Below are 19997 nucleotides of genomic sequence, written 5' to 3' on the forward strand. Positions count from 1 at the left end.
GACTTGGGTTCATTGTATCACGGGCTTGAATGCGGATAAATTTCGAATTCGTGACAGATGAAGGTGCAACATTACGACATACATATATTTATTATCTTACACGAAGATTAGGATAGAATCTCTAGTACGTCAAGCTTTTTAAATGAAAAAAACTTCTATCGAAGTCCTTCAAGGATGAGCGACCGCGTTTCAAAGGTTGTTTTTATCGCCAATAAGAATTTGTTTTTCCATGTACCGGAAACCAATAAATTCTTATGTGGTCAGAAACTTAAAGTTGATAATTCCAAGAGGAATAGTATACAATTGAGTAATTATTTCTATCCTTTGTAAGGAGTTGATTATGCATGTTATTTACACCCTACACCATTGCCGGCTTAACCTTGAAGAACCGTATCGTCATGTCACCTATGTGTATGTATGCATCGGATGAAACTGGTGAAGTCAAGGATTGGCATCATATTCATTACGCTTCACGGGCCGTTGGCCAGGTGGGACTACTTATATTTGAAGCCACAGCAGTCACTGCACAAGGACGGATCTCAACGCGAGATTTAGGAATCTGGGATGACGCACATATCGATGGCTTAAAGCGTGTTGTCACGTCCATCCATCATCATGGCTCTCATGCAGGCATTCAGCTCGCCCATGCAGGCAGAAAAGCCGTCCTGGATACGCCGATTATAGCCCCATCTGCCATCCCTTTCTCAGATACGTTCAAAACACCTGAGGAAGCAACACTCACGGATATTCAGGATACGATCAAAGCGTTTGCTGATGCAGCTGACCGTGCCAAGCAAGCGGGGTTTGACGTTATTGAAATACATGCGGCTCATGGCTATCTCATTAATGAATTCCTATCTCCCTACTCGAATCATCGTCAAGATGCGTACGGTGGTGATCAAGAGGGACGATTCCGCTTTTTGCGTGAAACGGTTCAGGCTATTCAAACGCAGTGGAGTGGTCCCCTGTTTGTCCGTATTTCGGCTCATGAGTATGTGGAAGGCGGACTTACACCGCAGGATCATGTCTATTTCGCAACTCAGCTCAAAGAACTTGGCGTCCATCTGATCGATGTCAGCTCCGGTGGCAATGCACCGATCGTTCCGAACTTTTTCCCAGGCTACCAAGTGCCTTTCGCCGAAGAAATTCGTACCAAATCCGACATCCCTGTCGGTGCTGTCGGATTGATTACAGAACCGCAGCAAGCGGAAGAGATTCTTCAGAATCACCGTGCCGATCTTATTTTTCTAGGTAGAGTGCTGTTACGAGATCCTTACTGGGCTAGATCTGCCGCCCGTGACTTACGCGTCGAGCTCGCACCACCGGGACCTTATCAACGAGGATGGTAAACCAAAGCATAAAAATCCCGCTTGGACTTCACACGTCCAGCGGGATTTTTGGCATACATTTATTTCGAAACAGGAACAGTGTGATAATACTCTTCCATCGTCAAGTTCTTCGACTGGATTTCCTTCGCAATGTCGGCTCCCACATATCGTAAATGCCATGGCTCATATTGATAGCCCGTAATGGCAGCTTTCCCCTGTGGGTAGCGGATAATAAAACCATACTCACCCGCGTGCTTCTCTAACCAAATCGCTTCTTTCGTTCCACCAAAACAATCCGCAGCTGCACATTTCCCATTGCTGCCGGTGACGTCGATGGCAAGCCCTGTTTCATGCTCACTAGTTCCAGGTACAGCGCTGTAGGTTTTAGCCTTTTCTTCCCCGTCTTTTTTCACATAGGCTTCAAAAAGGGATTTCTGTGTTGCATACGAGCGATACGCAGAAACACCTGCTAACGGAGCACCATCCTTGGCCGCTCCAGCGAATAGCTTCTCTATGGCAGTTGCTGCGACTTGGCGCATTTTGCGCTTGTCAATTTTTTCGGAAAATGTAAAGGCAATGTTCGGATAGACAAGATCTGTCGGCTCATAGCTGGATGGCAGCGAGTTCATCTTATTGACGAGAACCGTAATACTTTCCGGTTTGGCAATCACCTGAATCGCGCCATTCTTAGTTGGCGTAGGGCTTGCAGCAGGTGAAGTCACAGGATTCGACGATGGCTTCACTGTAGCTGTAGCCGCAGGTGAAGTAGTCGCTGATGGCGTAGGTGTCGTTCCTACACTTGGTGAAACCGTGGGGCTTGTTGTCGCACTAGCTGTAGGTGTTGGGCTAGGAGTAATCGTAGAGGCTCCTTCGTTCTTACTCCCACAACCTGCCACAATAGTTAACGCCAAGAGAATGGCAATGGATACATTCATTTTGATTTTCATGTTGGTTTTCATTAGTCCTTTCATTTCGTGTCGTCATGCCTCCAAGAGGTTGAAAAAGCTTTTCAAAGTAATAGACCGCGATTTAGATAAAAAAGTTTCATGCTCGCTATTATTTTAGCTCAACAAAAAAGGCTGCATTTAGGTTGAGCTCCTAAATCGCAGCCTTCTCATATTTTATGCGGAACGGGTTAATGTTTCAAGTTTACTTCTGACTAGCGACGATGGCTTGTTCCAAATCATAAATAATATCCTCAATCGCTTCTGTTCCAACGGATAGACGAATAAGTCCAGGAGATACACCAGCTGATGCTTGTTCCTGCTCATTTAATTGCGAATGTGTCGTGCTTGCAGGATGAATAATTAAGGATTTGGAGTCTCCCACATTGGCCAAATGAGAGAATAGCTCTACAGCATGTATCAGCTTTTTGCCGGCTTCGATACCGCCTTTAATGCCAAAGCTCAATATGGCTCCTTGACCTTTCGGTAAGTATTTCTTAGCCAGTGAATACGTCGGGTGGCTTTCTAAACCAGCATAGCTTACCCACTCCACGGACTCATGTGCTTCTAAATATTGAGCTACCTTCAACGCATTGGAGCTGTGACGCTCAAGACGAAGATGCAGCGTTTCTAAGCCTTGTAATAATAAGAATGAACTATTCGGGGATAGGGACGCTCCCAAATCTCGCAATAATTGCACGCGTGCCTTGATAATATAAGCTATCGAACCGACCGCTTCCGTATAAACAACACCATTATAACTCGGGTCTGGTGTCGTCAAACCTGGGAATTTGCCGCTTGCTGCCCAATCGAACTTCCCTCCGTCGACAATAACCCCACCGATAGTCGTACCGTGACCTCCGATAAACTTGGTCGCAGAGTGCACCACAATATCGGCGCCATGCTCAATCGGTCTAAGCAGATACGGACTTGGGAACGTATTATCTACGATAAGCGGAATGCCATTTTCATGCGCAATCGCCGCTACGGCTTCAATGTCCAAAACATCCCCTTTGGGATTGCCAATGGATTCAGCATAGATGGCTTTCGTTTTCTCCGTAATCGCAGCTCGGAAATTATCAGGATTACTTGCATCAACGAACTTCACTTTAATCCCTAATTTAGGCAATGTATTCGCAAATAAATTATAAGTCCCACCATATAAAGCCGAAGCAGATACGATTTCATCACCAACTTCGGCAATGTTCAGAATCGAAAACGTGATAGCTGCTTGACCGGACGCCACCGCAAGCGCGGCAGGCGCACCTTCCAGTGCAGCAATACGTTGCTCAAATACATCTGTCGTTGGATTCATAATCCGTGTATAGATATTGCCAAATTCCTTCAGTGCAAATAAATTCGCAGCATGCTCGGTGTCGTTGAACACATACGACGTCGTTTGATAGATAGGAACCGCTCGTGAATTAGTCGCGGGGTCAACCTTTTGACCTGCGTGAATCGCTAGTGTTTCTGGTAAATGTTTACGTTCCGAATTTGACATGAACATGCCTCCTAGGATAATGATTCATTGTGGATCCACCAAAGATATAATAACTAATTTAATTCCTACTAAAATAGTATGATATAAGTTTAAAGGAAAATTCTACCTAAAGTCAACACAAGAATTTCCAATATGTAAAAGCCCGCAATCGAAACGAATTTCGATTACGAGCATTTCTCACGTTTTGTCCTGTGGGAGTAGTATAATGCGTCCGTTTTCCATTTCTACACGCATTTTATTCGTCCCCGCAGCACCTATGGATTCCAGATAGTTAGCTGGAATTTGCAATCTGCCAGCTTTGTCGACGACCGCATATTCAACATGGGAATCTTCTTCTGACGAAATAATCCCCTGCTCCAGCTCCAGCAATTCTTCCTGATAGGATTTGCGTCGTAGTATCTCGGAGGAGGTTTTGCCGTCACGAATCGCAACTACACGGTCTACCTTCTTCGCCAGAAGAGGATCGTGCGTAACGATCACGACGGTCAGACCGAAGCTGCGATTCAGCTCTCGAAACAGATCAAGGATCTGATTCGCCATCTTCGTATCGACAGATCCGGTCGGTTCATCCGCGAGCAAAAGCCTAGGCTGATTGGCTAGTGCAATCGCGATTGCGACGCGTTGCTGCTCACCGCCAGACAGCTCATTAAGTTTGTTATTTCTCCGATGACTCAAGCCTACAGCATCCAATAAATCCAGCGCACGATAGCGTTTGCGTCGACCCTGCAGCAGAATGGGCAATTCTACATTTTCGAGTGCCGTCAAATAGGGAATCAGGTTACGGGCATTATTTTGCCATACGAAGCCAACGGTTTCCCGCTTATATTTGACCAAATCGGACTCTTTAAACTTCAATAAATCTTTCCCATCCACACTCAGATTGCCAGCCGACGGTCGATCCAGCCCTCCCAGCATATTGAGCAGCGTCGATTTCCCACTGCCGCTATTGCCGATAATGGCCATCAACTCCCCTTCTTGAATATGAAGGTCAAGGCCTTGCAGCGCAACAACTTCAAGATCAGCTGCCTTATAAATTTTAACTAAATTCTCACAATGAATCATACCTAATCCTCCCCAAGCTTAACGGCTTGATGAATCTTAATTCTGGAGAGCATCGTGCCGAGCAGCAGCAATCCAAGCCCGATCATGATCGTAACGATTATATACAAATGAAGCTGATCTTTCGGATCAAAGCTGACTTGAAAAGGTGGCACTTGGCTTGACGAATCGAACGTTAACTGGAATAAAGGAACGAACAAACGGCTAGCCACATTCCCCGTAATCATCCCGATCAGCACGCCAGCCCCCGACGTTAGAAGCTGTTCGGCGACTAGCATTCCGATCAACTGTCTATAGGAAATTCCCATGGCACGAAGCACACCGAATTGTAGGATCTGGCCATACAACGAGAGTAACCAATATAGGAGAAATCCTATGAAGCTGATGCCAATCGCGATCAGGAATCCAAGCGTCATAACACCATTCACTGCCAGTTGGAAGGGATCGTTCTTCGACCAAATCACCATCATATTCGTATCAACTAGACGTGTGACTGACAAGCGCTTCTGCTCTAATGACTCATATAAGGCTTGACTAGTCATATCTGGCTTCAGCTTTAGCCACACATCATAAGGCTCTACAGCTAAATTATTTTGGATAAAAGAAAGATGTCCGATGACGAGCTTCGGTGCATTTGTTTTGCTTCCTGAACTCGATGAGGCCGTTAAGATCGGATTCGGATTCCAGCTAGGCCAATAATCAATGATACCGTAGATCACCGATGTAGCACCTTCCACATCATTCCAGCCAATTCGAATGACATCTCCCACTTTGGCTCCCGTTTCCTCCGCGATGGACCTAGAGATCAGAACTGCTTTGGAATCCGTCGCCAACACGTTCAGATAGTCATAGAAATGATGATCTAATAAATGATCCCGGAACCAGGCTGTTCGACCGAAATCATCGGTATCAATCCCCATGAGTGTCGTCTTTTTCGTATCTTTGCCAATGGAAATATACGCATCTTCTTTCTTAAATACCCTTGCCGCAGACTCTACACCGGTCAATTGTGTGAACGGCATGAACGGCGGTTCTACGTATTGAACGCGTTTCTTCCCCCCGCCTTCGCTGCCTTGAGGTTTCTCTCCACTATCGAGTCCTGGCGGACCTGACTGTGGAGGTGGTGCATCATTATCCCATGCGGTTTGCAAGACGATGTCTGAACCATTCTTATATTGAATCTTCTCTTCCACATTCTTATTCATCGTTCTTGCTGCACTCGCGCTAAAAATACCCGTTGCCAATGTCATAATAATAAATAACATGATGAATTGATATTGGGTCGTTGATCTCCCCACTTGCAACAGCGTTGAATATAAGTAGGGCGGCCACCATTTTCGACCGACTGCATAGATCAGTTTAATGACCCAAGGATAGATCCTGAGCAGAAAGAGCCCCATAGCGAATATGAAAAAGGCGGGGACAACAAATAAAAGCGGATCAACCTTCATGTCCAGAGAATCTAATCCTAGAGCATTTAAATCATCCATCCGTCGCTTAAAGCTTTGCAAGAGATACATGGACACAGCCAATAAGACGACGTCTAGATATATTTTATGGACAAAAGAAAGCTTATTCTTCCTCGCGATTGTTTGTTTATGACCCACGATGCTCACTCGTGTCGCGAGTACAGCAGGAATGAGCACCATACCAACCGAAGCAATTACTGCGATTAACCCGTACTGGTAAGCCTCTTGACCTAGCTTTACTTCAATCGCTGCACGTTGGACGAATGACAGAAAGCCATTAGAAGCACCTAAGACTTTCGTTAATTGCAGCCCTACAAATGGACCGAATAACAGAGCAACTCCACCTAGTAAAATACCTTCGATCACATACCCAATCATGATTTGAGCTCGGCTTGCACCTCGGCTTCGCAGCACGGCGATTTCTGTTTTCTGCCGATCGGTAATCAAATTCGCAACCATAAATAAATAGAAAGCAAGTAAAATACAAACGGGCACATTCAATGACCATAGCAGGATACGGAGCTTTTTCTCTTTCTCCCCATAGGATTGCAAGGTGATTATCGTTGTATTACTGGATGTATACGTCTCTAAATTTCGACTAAAATAGTCGTCTATTTCCTTCTGAGTCGCGATAAAGGTGTCAATACCCTCTAACTTCAATTGATGATAATCCAAGACGATATCCCAGTATGAAAACTGATCCATGAAATTACTTCTTTTCGTAAAATCTTGTTCAAATAAGACCGACGGAATGAAAAATCTTGAATTCAGATCCTTCATCGTATTTGTCCAATATAGGTCAGTGAAATCGGCCCGATCAATCACGGCAACCGGTTTAATTCGAATAGTACTCTTCAAATCATCGTCCACGATGGTAAGTTCATTACCTAATACGATTTTCTGCTTCGTCAACAACTCTGGAAATACCAAAGCCTCATAAACGCCGTTTACGGGCTTTGTGGAAGGCATGACGCCATCAACAAGACGAATATGCTTTTCCAAATCGGTCATGGCAGCAATTTCGCCATACCTATTTACCTTGGGATCTAATTTACTTGGATCGCTAGGTGTAAGTTTATACGTCTTGGTACCCCTGGTTACCGTAGAAAGCAGAATCGGTAAATCAAAGCGCTTACTCATTGCGGTCATGAACGCGTCCGTTTCTGCTAATCGTTTATCACCTTCTTTGGCTTTGCCAAAGTAAGCCTGGTTCGCTACAAGTCCTGGATGCTTCTGTGTATTCGTTTGTTGAACTTCCAAATCTTTGATCAACATACGTTGCAAAATGGCATGCGTATAAATCGGCATGGAGCTCGCAAGGGCGACAGAAATAATTAACCCTAGTAATAAACTTAGCTCTAACCAACGGTTCTTTGCCATTTTGCGGAGAATCATCAGTAATAAAGCCATTGTAATCCTCCTAAAAGTTTTGCTTAGCAAAACTAGTATCGTAAACATTATCCTTCACGTGTGCTAATTATTTAAAATGACGTTCTGGCCTTCCGTTAGCCCCGTTCGGATTTCTACTTCCGTAGCGGAGACAAGCCCTTTCTCGACATCGACTTCTTTGCGGCTCTCGCCATTCAGTACTTGCACATAATCTCGACCTAGATAAGAGCGGAGACCTGTTCTTGGAATAATTAGGATGTTATCACGTTTCTCTACAATGATTGTCATATCACCAGACGCCCCGATCTCTGCGCCAGCTGTGCCTTCTGGAATCCCCACTATGATCGTTTTGGCATTACGCTCAGCTATCTGCTTATTATCGGTCCGAGGCGCACTTGAAGGGGTCTGCAGCACTTTGCCTGGCACCACACTTCCATTAGATCCGAACTTCACTTCCACGTTCATCCCCACTTCAATCCCTGTTAGCGTCCCACTGTCTGGTGCTTCATAAAATAACTGCAGCTTACTCGGATCTGAAACAACGACTAGCGTGCTGTAAGCATCCACCATATTTCCTTGTTGAGCATCCGTCACATACGTAACTATGCCACCGGCTTCAGCCGTTAATTTGGTTTTTGCCAATTCAGCTTGCAAATTAGCGAGCTGCAGCTGTGCTGCTTCCACATCGATCGCCTTAAGACGTATAGACAACTCTTGTTCCGACGAACTCGAGGTCATCCTAACTTGCGTATAAGCGATCTGAGCCTTCTCCAAATTCAATTTCTGCAGGGCAATTTTTGTTTCTAAATCACCTTGCTCTAGTTCCGCAAGCACATCCCCCTGCTTCACGATATCTCCAGATTTGACACGCAATCCAGCGAGTCGGTGACCCGATTCTTTAAAAAAATAATTAGTCGTTTTGCTTGATCTTAGTGTCGCCATCGCACTGACTTTCCTCATGATGGAGCCTTTCTTCACTTCATACAGCTCAAAGTTTTCTTTGACTGGCTTCACCAACGGCGGCTTCAACGCGTCTTCTTCTTTGGGCAGCAGCGAGCAGCCAGCAAGTATGAAAAGGGCACCTGTTAGTAGCACAAGCCTTGATGCGATTTTATTAACCTTCATCGACAATGGAACCATCCTCCAATGCATAAACTTCATCTACAATTTCCATAATCGCCAAATCATGCGTAGTCAAAATTATGGTCATCCCTTCCTTCACCAAATCCTTGAATAGTTTAAGAATCTGAAGCCCCATTCGACTATCTAATTCCGCTGTAGGTTCGTCTGCCAGAATCAGCTTAGGCTTATGAGCAATCGCTCTTGCTATGGCAACTCGCTGTTGTTCTCCGCCAGAAAGCTCATAGGGTCGATGTTTCATTCTTGCCTTTAACCCCACGAATTGCAGCGCCTCTTCGGCAAGAATCTTATATTGACTGGGAGGTACACCCGATATGCGCAAACCAAACTCTACATTTTCGTAGGCAGACATATACGGCACTAAGGCAAACGATTGGAAAATAAGCCCGATTTGCTTCCGTCTGAGTTCATTTCGCTTGGATTCAGAGAGTGTGCTGATTTCCATCCCTTCCAAGTAAACTGCCCCTTCCGAAGGATGATCCAAGGCACCTATAATGTTAAGTAACGTTGTTTTCCCTGACCCTGATCTTCCACGCAAAGCCACAAGTCTGCCTCTAGGGATCGAGAGATTCGCTCCACGCAAGGCATGAACCGCTCCTGACCCCTTTCCAAACACACGTGTTACACCAATGGCTTGCACCATAGGCACCTGATTGTCCTGCATAGTCAAAGTGAACACCTCATCTTTACGCTAATCCTGCATCTTCTCTATAAATGTAAACCTTTACATAACAAATAAACAGACTGCCTTTGTTGGAAAAGGTGTCTGTTTGTTCGTTTTTGTGAGTCCTTACTAACTTAGGGGAAATATCAGTCTAATTCGGCTTCTCGAACTCTTTCGGTGAACAACCGACAACACGCTTGAACGTTTTTGCAAATGTTTTGGCATCAGGAAAGCCAACGGCATCTGCTACTTCATATACTTTCATTTCGCCCGCACGCAGCCTCCGCTTCGCTTCTTCCATTCGAATTCGAGTCAGCGTTTCACTCAGAGATTCTCCCATTTCCTTACTGTATAAATCACTTAAATAGCTGCGGCTGAGCCTGACATGGTCAGCCATGTCCGATGTGCTGATTGGCGAGGCATAATTCTCTCGCATATACGTGAGTACCTTCCGAATAAACGGATTATTGGAGCGATGCTTCTGATCGTTCTCAAGCGCGATTTGATGCTCGCTAAGCATGCTCATCGCTTGCAGTAGAAACAGCTTTACTTGTTCAAAGCTGGCGCATGGATGAAGTGCTTTGTTATGCACGAACAATTCTTCATAGCGTTCAATCTCCGCATAGCCGCGTTCGCGGGCATAACCAGCTGCTAACGCGAGCAGCTCTTGGATAAAAGGCAGCACCCGCTCCTTCTCTGGGCGCTGCTCCATCAGTCTCGCGCAGAGAACGTCCGCGTGATGCAGATACCCCTCGCTGTTATCGTGTACGATACAGCGCAGCAGGTCGCTGCGTATGTCATACGGCAGCGCTGCAGTTGGCGTGCTTGCGGCCTCCGGCGCAAGCATAATTCGGCGATTCCGGCTCACGCCGTAGAATCGCTCGTGCAGCTGCTGCGCATGCAGCGCCGCAGCAGGCTGCACATCTTGGAGCCGGCGTAGGACGACGCCGGCTCCAATGAACCAGTCCGGCGCGGTTGCGAGCCGGACCTGCGCAGCGCGCTCGAGCGCTGCGGCAGCAGCGAGGGCGCCGCTGTCTGTGACTGCTGCTGCCACGGGCATGAGCAGCAGCACGCTGTCCGCGGCCAGCGGCAGCGCCGCGAGGCAGCCGGTCCAGCGCCAGCCCGTGGTAGCGGCGCTGGCACCAGTGTGCAGCAGCAGGCTGACTAGGCTGCCAGTTGCTGCATCTGCCCTTGAGCTGTCTGCAGATGCGCCGAATAGCTCAGCCTGCAGCTCCGCTTCGCCAACCCCCGACTGCAGATATGTATGCAGTCGGGTCGATAGCTGCATCTGCAGAGTCGACGCGAGCTCCAGCTCTCGCAGCCCCTGCTCCCTTCGCTCATTTCGCTGTATTTCCAGATCGCCCTTAACGCCTACCAGGATGTCCATTAACGACTCGGGCTCCATCGTTGGTTTCAGAATATAGTCTTTGGCTCCCAGCTTCATCGCTTCTTTGACATAAGTGAAGTCATCCATACAGCTCAGGACAACGCTGCTGATCGGTCTTGAACATTCTTTGAGCTTTCGAATCAATGCCAAGCCATCCATTCGAGGCATAATGAGATCCGTTATGACGATGTCGATATGTAAGGTATCAATAAGCTCGTATGCCTCTAAGCCATCCTCAGCATCACCCGCATACGTAAAGCCGAAATGTTCCCAATCTACCAGCTCACGCAAACCTTGCCGAATGATAGGTTCATCATCCACCACAAGCACATTCATGTACGCTTTACTCCTCACCTTGATGAATGGGAAGAAACATGCGAACCGTGGTTCCTTCTCCGGGTTTACTGCTAATATGCATTTTGTACTCGGGTCCATAGATCAGCTTTATTTTCTCTCGAATATGCGAAATCCCCACACCGCTCATTCGCTCCTTCAGCATAAGATCAGCCTGCGCACCTCCAGTGCCAGTTGCTGCCATCGCATTCCAAACGGAGCCGCCCTCTTCGACTTGCATGCCAACCCCATTATCTTCAACTTGGCAAAATAATAGATCGCGATCCAACCATGTCCGAATCGTAATAACGCCCTCACGCTTGGTTGGCCCAATACCGTGAATAATCGCGTTCTCCACCAGCGGTTGTAAGAGCATCCTGGGAACTAAACAACCTAATGTGATGTCATCTATTTGCATATCCATCTGAATGCGATCCCCGTAACGAAATCTTTGAATTTCCATGTAATCATGCGTTAAACCAATTTCATCACGTAAGGTGATAAAGTCCCCTTTTTTACCTAAGCTAGCTTGCAAAAGGCGAACTAACGCACTAACCACCTCTGAGATCTGAGGTGTCTTATGGATTTTGGCCACCCATTTGATCGTATTCAATGTATTGTAGAGGAAATGGGGGTTCAATTGATAATGGAGCGCTTCCATTTCAGCTTCTTTCTTCAGGGATTCCTCCCGCTTCACTTGCTTAATTAAATCCTCCAATCGATTCAACATCTGATTGTAGCTCTCGCCTACTTGCGTCCAGTCATCAGAACTTTTGAACGTCCAATAGGCCCTCAGATCACCTCGCTCTGCACGATTCATTAATGCTTTCAGAACATAAAGCGGCTTCGTCACAGCGTTGATAAAGAGGAGTAACCCACCTAGGCTAAGTGCGATTATGAAAGTGATGAGGGCGATGAGCCAAGTACGGTAGTTAGGGAATACTTCTAGAAGACCTTCTGACATAGGTGCCTCATAGTACGATAGCCAAGGAATATTTCCGATAACCTCCATTTGTTTCACCGAATGAATCATCGTCCCATCCCTAGACACACTGCCAACTTGCGGACCAGCTCCTTGCAGCAAATCCCCGGAGTAAACACCTTCTCGATACAGCACCCGTTGATCTGGATCCATCAATACATAAGTATGTGTTGGACTCTTTACAGTGAACTCCTTCCAAACCTTGTTCATATTCATCCAAATTGTAAGTTTACCAAGCTCTTGTGTATTTGATCCGTCTATAATTGACTCTGAATAGGTCATTAGATAGGCGTTATACCGACTAGATTCATCTCCTAACGACTCAAAACGTTTGTTCGTACGTTTCACTTGTGGAACGAGAGCCCCATCCGTTTCCCCTGTATGAGCACATAATGTGCGATTGGTTGACTGAACGGTCAGACATACCTGTTCGATATAACGCGTGTGTACAGTTTGCTCTGATAACAAGTTATTCACATAGGTACTCAGTTCTTTGGCAGCCTGTGAGGAAGAATCATTGAGTTTCGTATACGAAATAAGGCCATAATCCGCTGCATGTCGATGTGTCATTTCTTCTATATAACGTAATTCTTGCTGTAATCCTGTGATGATTTGATCATGTTGTACATCCACGGCATGCATAACCGTTTTGTTCGTGTAAGAGGAGAACTGCTGATAGCCCATATCCAGCACAAGTCCTACTGGCAGGGAAATCGCCATAAATACATAGAGAAACACACGAAGTTGGAATCGATTCGTGAGGTGAGAGAACAACGATGGCATACGTCACCTTTCATTTTCGACTGGATTGTTATCTGAATGAACTTATTTCTATCATAGCATATTGGAAATTTTTGTAGTTTCATTTTTTAATGAAATAACAAAAAAAGCCCGCGCTAAGCGCGAGCCTCCTCATATATATCACTATAGCACTTTGGACAAAAACGATTTCGTACGTTCCTGAGTCGGTGCCTCAAAAATTTGTTTCGGACTGCCTTCCTCCACAATAACACCTTGCTCCATGAACATGACGCGATCGCCTACTTCACGCGCGAAGCCCATTTCATGCGTCACGACGACCATTGTCATACCTTCTTTGGCCAACTGTTTCATAACGTTGAGTACTTCACCAACCATTTCGGGATCCAGTGCTGAAGTCGGTTCATCGAACAACATGATCTTCGGCTCCATCGCTAGTGCACGTGCAATCGCAACACGCTGTGCCTGACCACCGGATAAAGAATCCGGAAGTGCGTTCGCTTTGTCTGCGAGTCCAACTTTGGCCAAAAGCTCCAAGGCGTTCTTCCGTGCTTTATCCTCCGGCCATTTCCGTACCTGGATTGGCGCAAGCATAATATTATCAATAACCTTCATATGCGGGAATAAATGAAACCGCTGAAAAACCATACCTAATTCCATGCGGATCTCGTTAATTTTGTTCGCAGGATCCATAAGATTGCGACCATCAATCGTGATCGTTCCACCATCGGGCTGCTCCAGCAGGTTCAAGCAACGTAAGAACGTAGATTTCCCTGATCCGGAGGGGCCAATTACAACCAGTACCTCTTGGTGTCGAATTTCCGTACTAATGTCACGAAGAACAACGTTATCTCCGAACGCTTTTTTCAAGTTCTTTACTTCGATTAAAGCTGTCATATTATACTCTCCTTTCAATATAGCCAAGAAGCTTGCTAAGAGAGTAAGTAAGGATAAAATAAATAAGTGCAGCTGTCAGATAAGGCTCCCATACTTTGAAATATTGGCTGCGCATCGCGTTCGACCAATACATCAACTCAGGCGCCGCGATAATGGCGAACAACGAGGAATCCTTGATGAGTACGATAAATTCATTCCCGAAAGGCGGAATCATTCGTTTGATCGCTTGGGGTAAAATAACCGATTTCATCGTTTGGAAATGCGTCATGCCCAGAGAATGCGCGGCTTCTGTCTGGCCTTTATCAATCGATTGAATACCTGCACGGAAGATCTCCGCCATGTACCCCGCTGAATTCAAGGACAATGCCACGATGGAAGCAATGATCGGGTTCGTCGACCCTAAAAACAAAGGAACAACCCCAAAGTGAACAAGCAATATTTGAACCAGCAACGGTGTGCCGCGGAAAAAGTTAACATAAATACTTGTCGGCCATCTCAAATAGCCGCGGTGTGACATTTTACCTAAACCAACTGCCAGACCCAGTACAGACCCAAAACAGATGGAGAGAATGGAAATACCAATCGTCCATAGCGTACCTTTCAGCAGCAAGGGAACATAATCAAGAATAATATCAAACCGAAAATCCATTCCACACTTCCTTTCCATTAATTATTCTGCTACTCACAGAAGAAAAGCATGCGTAAGGTTAAGTCACGCATGCTTTTGAACTTTTATTTTTGATCGAGCAATTTTTTCGTATCTGGCTCTTGACCGAACCATTTTTTGTACACAGTCGCATACTTGCCGTTCTCGATTACTTTCTTAATAGCTGGATCCAGCTTCGCTTTTAAGTCGCTGCCTTTAGGAAGCAAGATACCGTAGTACTCGGATTCGAAGTTTTTCGCGTCAGCGATCGAAACGAATTTTTTGTTTGGATTATTTTTAACATACTCACGAATAATAGCAATATCCGCAACAACTGCGTCAACACCGTTACTTTCAAGTTCCATCAAAGCAAGCGTGTTATTATCCATACGTTTCAGGGACTTGTTATCGCCACCCATGATTTTCGTCATAAGCGTATCAGCCGTAGTAGAGATTTGAACCGCTACTTTCTTATCTTTCAAATCAAGTGCACTTTTAATCGGGCTGCCTTCTTTAACAAGAATCATGTTTGTTGACTCAAAATAAGGAGCTGTATAGTCATACGTTTGTTTACGCTCATCTGTGATGGATACGCTGGAAATACCGGCTTGATACTCTTTACCTTGTTGAACACTCGTCAACATTGTGTCCCAGCCCGTGTTCGTAACGCTATAAGCTAGACCTGCTTCTTTCATCACTTCAGCAAGGAAGTCAATATCGAAACCTGCAACCTTGTCTTTATCCATATATTCCATCGGTGCATAAGCTGCATCTGTTGCAAATTTAACTTTCGTGCCACCACTATCTTTCGATCCACAACCTGCCATTGTTAAAACTAAAGCTGCTGCTACTACAGAAATCATTAATTTTTTCATCATTTTTCCCCCGTTCTATGTAATGGACGAATCATATATTAACATTTGGTCAATAAAATAACAACACTTTTATGTGTAAAAAAAGCAAGGAAATTGCAGGAAGTGTGAATTTTTATGCATTTTCAGTTTTATGCACAGACGGCCTACACAGCTTTGTCATCATGCATGATACAAAAAAACGCTTAGGTCTTAGAGACCCAAGCGCTTGAGCTTGCCGTTAAATTGTTTTACATCATTTTAAGTATCGCTTCTCGTCCAGTCATCCCAGCTACAATACCTAGGTCTTCCGCCGTATAGGTTACTGATTCAAGTGGTGCTTCCAACAGCTCCTCGATCGTTCGAACCCCGGTAGCTCTCGCCGCTACAATATTCCTGTCACTTAATCGCTCGTTGAGCAACGCCACGTCGAGGGCGCCACACATAATATAACCTTTATCCGTTGTCACCACTAACAAGGTCGTTTTCGGCAATTTAACCTCTATCGCGATTGCTGTATGTCCTTCAAGAAGAATGGGTTCTACGCGCATCATGCTCTGCACAGCTCCTCTTCGCAGTCTTACGGTAGTATATGCGCCTGTGGCTAGTACGGTGTGAGGTCACTGTAAAGATTCTGTGTGTTTTTCCATTTTATTGTGAATTTCGTGAAATAAGGCTAATTCATTACCATTTCATAACCTCATTAGAGCTCTCCGCTCTGCTTGAGGTCTACATACTGAACAAACACCTACAACTCTTCCTTGTTCGTCTGAATAGAAACTCAGCTTCTTATCCTTTTTACGACAAAACGAACACATTTGTTTATTCACTTTGGATACTCGCTTACCGTGAAGTGACATCTGTATAATTTTCGTCGTCTCAACCTTATCTCTAATTCTAAAGGTTAGTCTATAAATCAAAAGAAGCACACTCAATAGGACGATAACAAGTACGATCCATTTCATAGCGCAACCTTCCTTCATGCGGGGTATTCTTACAGGTTTACTGGAGGTGGAACTGCGATGTTGCTTTAATCATGCGAATTTTTTCTTTCTGTTCTTTAATAACGTCTTCATACACTTTTAATTGCGTTACAAATAAAGCATATTCCTCTTCTGCTTCTTTGAGAATGGCTTCTGCCTCCATCAATTTTAATCTCAGATCTTCTCGTGCTGTATAATCATCCAATGTGGCATCTCCCATATCGATTTATTTGCTCTACTCACATTTACTCGAAATTACTCAGGGGAAAGAGCCATTAATGAAAACGAGGCTACATTTGCTAATGATATCATGATATAGTTAGGATGAGTGCGATTTCAGTGCAGTTAGGAGGCTATGATGAACCAACGGGATTCAAACACAAGTCCGAAGCATGGACATTTATTCACCGTAGAGATTTTAATTGAAGATCAAACCAATGGCCTAGCAATGGAAAAGCTCCTTCATTTGTTAAATGTAGACGCGATCAAAGATTACCAAATCCTTAAAGGTATCCAGCTCGGTCAACTTATTGAATTGAATACGAAACAAGGAAGTCCAGCTTCCTTACATACAAATAAAAAAACTGTCGTTCCTACGCCAACCACAACTGGCAGAACGAACCCAACTGAAGCCGCTAAGCACATTGTTGAGCAGTTAGAGAGTTTCAAAACGAACAATACCTTGATTCGTTTGACGGTGGTCAAAGCGCAGGGAATTAAACTAAACCTCCCTTGTCGAATCCTCAATTTTGACGCGAGCAGCCAGAATGTAACTGTCTATCATGTTGATGAGAAGAAGGTATATCTGTTCAAGTTAAATGAAATTGATGACTACGTGGCAACAAATTGAATAAAAGGTACCCTTGCAAACGATCTGCAAGGGTACCTTTTTCTATTCACTTGACGCAGCTGCAACTGAAATGCCATGCCTCAGCATATGCTCCAGCTCTAAACGATCAACAGGAGGACTAAACCAATAACCTTGGACCTCGTTGCATCGATTCTGATATAAGAATTTCAATTGATCCTCTGTCTCTACACCTTCCGCGATAACTTTCAGATTCAAATGGTGCGTCATGGCGATAATGGTCGCAACAATGGCTGCGTCATTCGGATCTACCATGATATCGCGTACGAAGGAGCGGTCAATCTTCAGCTTATCAATCGGAAATTTCTTCAAATAATAAAGCGAACTATAGCCAGTACCGAAATCGTCGATACTCACATTCACACCAAGCTCTTTCAATTCAAGAAGTGATTGAATGGCATGATCCACATCCATCGTCATACTTTCAGTAATTTCCAACTCCAAATATCGCGGATCCAGCTCGGTCTGCTCAAGAACATGGCTTATTTTCCCTTTCAGATTATGCTGAAAAAACTGTCTCATCGATAAATTCACGGAGATCGGAATAGGTGCATACCCTTCAGACTGCCATGTTTTATTTTGCTTACATGCCGCACGGAGCACCCACTCGCCAATCGGTACAATCAAACCACTTTCTTCCGCTAATGGGATAAAATGATTAGGCATAACCATTCCCTTATCCGGGTGATTCCACCGAATTAAAGCTTCTACACCAACAATTCGCCCCGATCCTATATCCACTTGAGGTTGGTAGTAAAGTACGAATTCTTCATTAACTAATGCTCTGCGTAGCTCATTCTCCAGCCTCAAACGATTAATCGAAACAGATTTCATATCCGAATTGAATATCTGAAAATCGTTTCGACCTTTCTCTTTGGCCCTGGCTAATGCAATATCCGCATATTTCATCAATACGTCAGCCTCATCTGTATCTTCCGAGGAAATGGCGACACCAATGCTTGCCGTGACATGCAGCTCATACTGTTCAAGGAGGAAGGGCTTCTCCAAGACACGATTGATTTCAGCAATAACGGTCATCACATCATTCACATCTTCCACATTGGAATAGAAAAAGGCAAATTCGTCACCTTCTGTACGCGCCAGGAAATCCTCAGCGGTCAAACAGCGAGTGAACCGTTCTGCGAGTTGAAGCAGCAGCATGTTACCATAGTCATGTCCAAAGCTATCATTTACAAGTTTGAAGCGATCAATATCCAAATAAAACACCGCGACCTTATTTCCTTCTTCTTTACATAGACGCAGTCGTTCGTTCAAATGATCTTTAAATAACCGTCGATTCGGAAGGCCGGTCATATCATCGTAATAGGCCATATAACGGACTTGCTCATCGCCACGTTTACGTTCCGTAATATCCTGACAAATCAGAATATTACCTTTGGAATGGTGATGAATATCGACTGGAACAGCGGTTACGTGCAAATCGACGCGATAACCGCGCTGGTGCAGCACCGACGTATCAAAAGTATATGGAATTCCGTTGCGACTTTGCTGCAATTGCCACTCGGTTAGCTCCAACTGTTCTTCCGTTACAATGTCCGTAAAAGGTTGATGCAGCAGGTCTGTGACCGAGTATCCCAGAATCGATTCTACTGCTTGGTTCATGCGAATAAATTTACCTTCATCATTAAATATCCCGATCGCATTGGGATTATGTTCAAATAGTGAATCCAGTACACTTAGATACGCATGATCTCTCGGGAGTTCCTTGGGTATCTGCGGTTGACGCAGCGAGTTCTTAGCATGCAATACATAAAGTAGTGCGAGTGCGCCCAAGAGACAAATCCATGGGGCGTACGGCTTTACGAAAATGCTAACGCATATGGCTACGACGACATATACGCCAATATAGAGCCGATTGTTCACGAATTCGCCTCCTTCTATAATTCTATGTTCGATAGGGAAGCCTTTCGTAGATGTCCGACCCTAGCTCCCAAATGATGTAAATTAATCTCGCGCACATTACCATTCACTGTTTACTTTCTACAAAGGTTGTGCCATTTCCTGCTAACTTGCCATGAAACGCGAAAAAGAGCCAGATTTCTCCGGCTCTTTTCGACTAATTTAATTTAAAAGCCGCAATGGCTAACAGAGCCCAACCGACAAGGAAGCTTAATCCGCCTAACGGAGTTATAGGTCCAAAGGCTTTAATACCCGTCAAGCTTAATCCATACAAACTACCAGAGAACAAGATAATTCCGATGAAGATGGCCCAACCTGAGGCATTCACCAGGGAAGTATTTCCTAGCTTGTCAGAGAGCAGCGCGATCACGAGTAAAGCAATCGCGTGTATCATGTGATAATGAACGCCTGTTTGAAACACGTCGATCTTATCAGGTATTTTCGTTTTTAAATAGTGGGCGCCAAACGCACCTAATGCGACAGATAGGAAAGCATTCAAGCTTCCTAAGATCATAAACAATTTCATCATAAGACTTTATTTCCTTTCACTGCTGTAATGAACTACTCGACTTCACCAATATCATGTTGGCCTACAATTAAACGAACAGGCTCCAAGAAAACACGCGTAACGGTAGGCTGCTCGATTAAATTGACTTCAATATCTTCGATCTTATAACGAATCGTCTTTCCCTCACGCTTGTCATAGACAACGTCGAACTGCTTCAAACCTAGTTGATGAATCAAAACGGAAGAACCAATGGAGACTGCATTCGATTCGAATTCTCCGTGTTCAAATATCACCTCGGACAAAATCTCATCATTCATATCGACAATCGTGACGTACTGGCAAAATTGGTATCTCATCGTAAAAAATCCC

Annotated in this window: 18 protein-coding genes; 2 read left to right on the forward strand and 16 right to left on the reverse strand. The window is 44.8% G+C overall.

Annotated features, from left to right (window positions below; genetic code table 11):
* Positions 1–344: 344 nt before the first annotated feature.
* Entirely contained in the window at positions 345–1349 is a 1005-nt protein-coding gene (namA, locus tag L6I86_RS08425; protein WP_236286148.1) for an NADPH dehydrogenase NamA, read from the forward strand.
* A 59-nt stretch (positions 1350–1408) separates the two neighbouring features.
* On the opposite strand, the gene L6I86_RS08430 is transcribed toward namA, so the two are convergent.
* From L6I86_RS08430 to L6I86_RS08490, 13 genes are all read right to left on the reverse strand, one after another.
* Positions 1409–2275, reverse strand: coding sequence for a M15 family metallopeptidase (locus L6I86_RS08430; protein ID WP_236286149.1), 867 nt, complete (start codon positions 2273–2275; stop codon positions 1409–1411).
* Positions 2276–2477: 202 nt separating this feature from the next.
* Positions 2478–3773: a homocysteine synthase gene (locus L6I86_RS08435; RefSeq protein WP_056624226.1), complete on the reverse strand. Its 1296-nt coding sequence runs from the start codon at positions 3771–3773 to the stop codon at positions 2478–2480.
* Between the two features lie 177 nt (positions 3774–3950).
* Positions 3951–4835 carry an ABC transporter ATP-binding protein gene (locus L6I86_RS08440; protein ID WP_236286150.1) on the reverse strand — a complete coding sequence of 295 codons (885 nt, stop codon included), beginning with the start codon at positions 4833–4835 and terminating at the stop codon, positions 3951–3953.
* A gap of 2 nt (positions 4836–4837) precedes the next feature.
* Positions 4838–7711, reverse strand: a complete 2874-nt coding sequence (locus L6I86_RS08445) for an ABC transporter permease (RefSeq protein WP_236286152.1) — start codon at positions 7709–7711, stop codon at positions 4838–4840.
* Positions 7712–7774: 63 nt separating this feature from the next.
* Positions 7775–8815 (reverse strand): efflux RND transporter periplasmic adaptor subunit, encoded by a 1041-nt coding sequence (locus L6I86_RS08450; protein ID WP_236286358.1) that lies wholly within the window; start codon positions 8813–8815, stop codon positions 7775–7777.
* On the reverse strand, positions 8805–9494 hold the full coding sequence (locus L6I86_RS08455; protein ID WP_236286154.1) for an ABC transporter ATP-binding protein: 690 nt from the start codon (positions 9492–9494) through the stop codon (positions 8805–8807). The genes L6I86_RS08450 and L6I86_RS08455 overlap by 11 nt, the downstream gene beginning before the upstream one ends.
* A gap of 151 nt (positions 9495–9645) precedes the next feature.
* A complete protein-coding gene (locus L6I86_RS08460) occupies positions 9646–11217 on the reverse strand; it encodes a response regulator (RefSeq protein ID WP_236286156.1) in 1572 nt (523 codons plus the stop codon).
* A gap of 7 nt (positions 11218–11224) precedes the next feature.
* Entirely contained in the window at positions 11225–12979 is a 1755-nt protein-coding gene (locus tag L6I86_RS08465; RefSeq protein ID WP_236286158.1) for a sensor histidine kinase, read from the reverse strand.
* A gap of 141 nt (positions 12980–13120) precedes the next feature.
* A complete protein-coding gene (locus L6I86_RS08470; protein WP_236286160.1) occupies positions 13121–13852 on the reverse strand; it encodes an amino acid ABC transporter ATP-binding protein in 732 nt (243 codons plus the stop codon).
* 1 nt (position 13853) lies between these two features.
* Positions 13854–14501, reverse strand: a complete 648-nt coding sequence (locus tag L6I86_RS08475) for an amino acid ABC transporter permease (protein ID WP_056624247.1) — start codon at positions 14499–14501, stop codon at positions 13854–13856.
* Positions 14502–14584: 83 nt separating this feature from the next.
* Positions 14585–15373, reverse strand: a complete 789-nt coding sequence (locus tag L6I86_RS08480; RefSeq protein ID WP_420851856.1) for a basic amino acid ABC transporter substrate-binding protein — start codon at positions 15371–15373, stop codon at positions 14585–14587.
* Between the two features lie 227 nt (positions 15374–15600).
* A complete protein-coding gene (locus tag L6I86_RS08485) occupies positions 15601–15903 on the reverse strand; it encodes a YunC family protein (RefSeq protein ID WP_056624253.1) in 303 nt (100 codons plus the stop codon).
* Positions 15904–16351: 448 nt separating this feature from the next.
* A complete protein-coding gene (locus L6I86_RS08490; protein ID WP_236286162.1) occupies positions 16352–16537 on the reverse strand; it encodes a hypothetical protein in 186 nt (61 codons plus the stop codon).
* A 153-nt stretch (positions 16538–16690) separates the two neighbouring features.
* On the opposite strand from L6I86_RS08490, the gene L6I86_RS08495 reads away from it, so the two are divergent.
* On the forward strand, positions 16691–17182 hold the full coding sequence (locus L6I86_RS08495) for a hypothetical protein (protein ID WP_236286163.1): 492 nt from the start codon (positions 16691–16693) through the stop codon (positions 17180–17182).
* 42 nt (positions 17183–17224) lie between these two features.
* Here the strand turns inward: L6I86_RS08495 and L6I86_RS08500 are convergent, their stop codons facing one another.
* The 3 genes from L6I86_RS08500 to L6I86_RS08510 all read right to left on the reverse strand — a co-directional run bounded on the left by L6I86_RS08500 (position 17225) and on the right by L6I86_RS08510 (position 19984).
* Positions 17225–19084 (reverse strand): putative bifunctional diguanylate cyclase/phosphodiesterase, encoded by a 1860-nt coding sequence (locus tag L6I86_RS08500; protein ID WP_236286165.1) that lies wholly within the window; start codon positions 19082–19084, stop codon positions 17225–17227.
* 193 nt (positions 19085–19277) lie between these two features.
* Positions 19278–19646, reverse strand: coding sequence for a DUF423 domain-containing protein (locus L6I86_RS08505; protein WP_236286360.1), 369 nt, complete (start codon positions 19644–19646; stop codon positions 19278–19280).
* 35 nt (positions 19647–19681) lie between these two features.
* A complete protein-coding gene (locus tag L6I86_RS08510; protein WP_236286166.1) occupies positions 19682–19984 on the reverse strand; it encodes a hypothetical protein in 303 nt (100 codons plus the stop codon).
* Positions 19985–19997: the final 13 nt, after the last annotated feature.

It is taken from the genome of Paenibacillus allorhizoplanae, from assembly GCF_927798215.1.
Classification (GTDB): Bacteria; Bacillota; Bacilli; order Paenibacillales; family NBRC-103111; genus Paenibacillus_E; species Paenibacillus_E allorhizoplanae.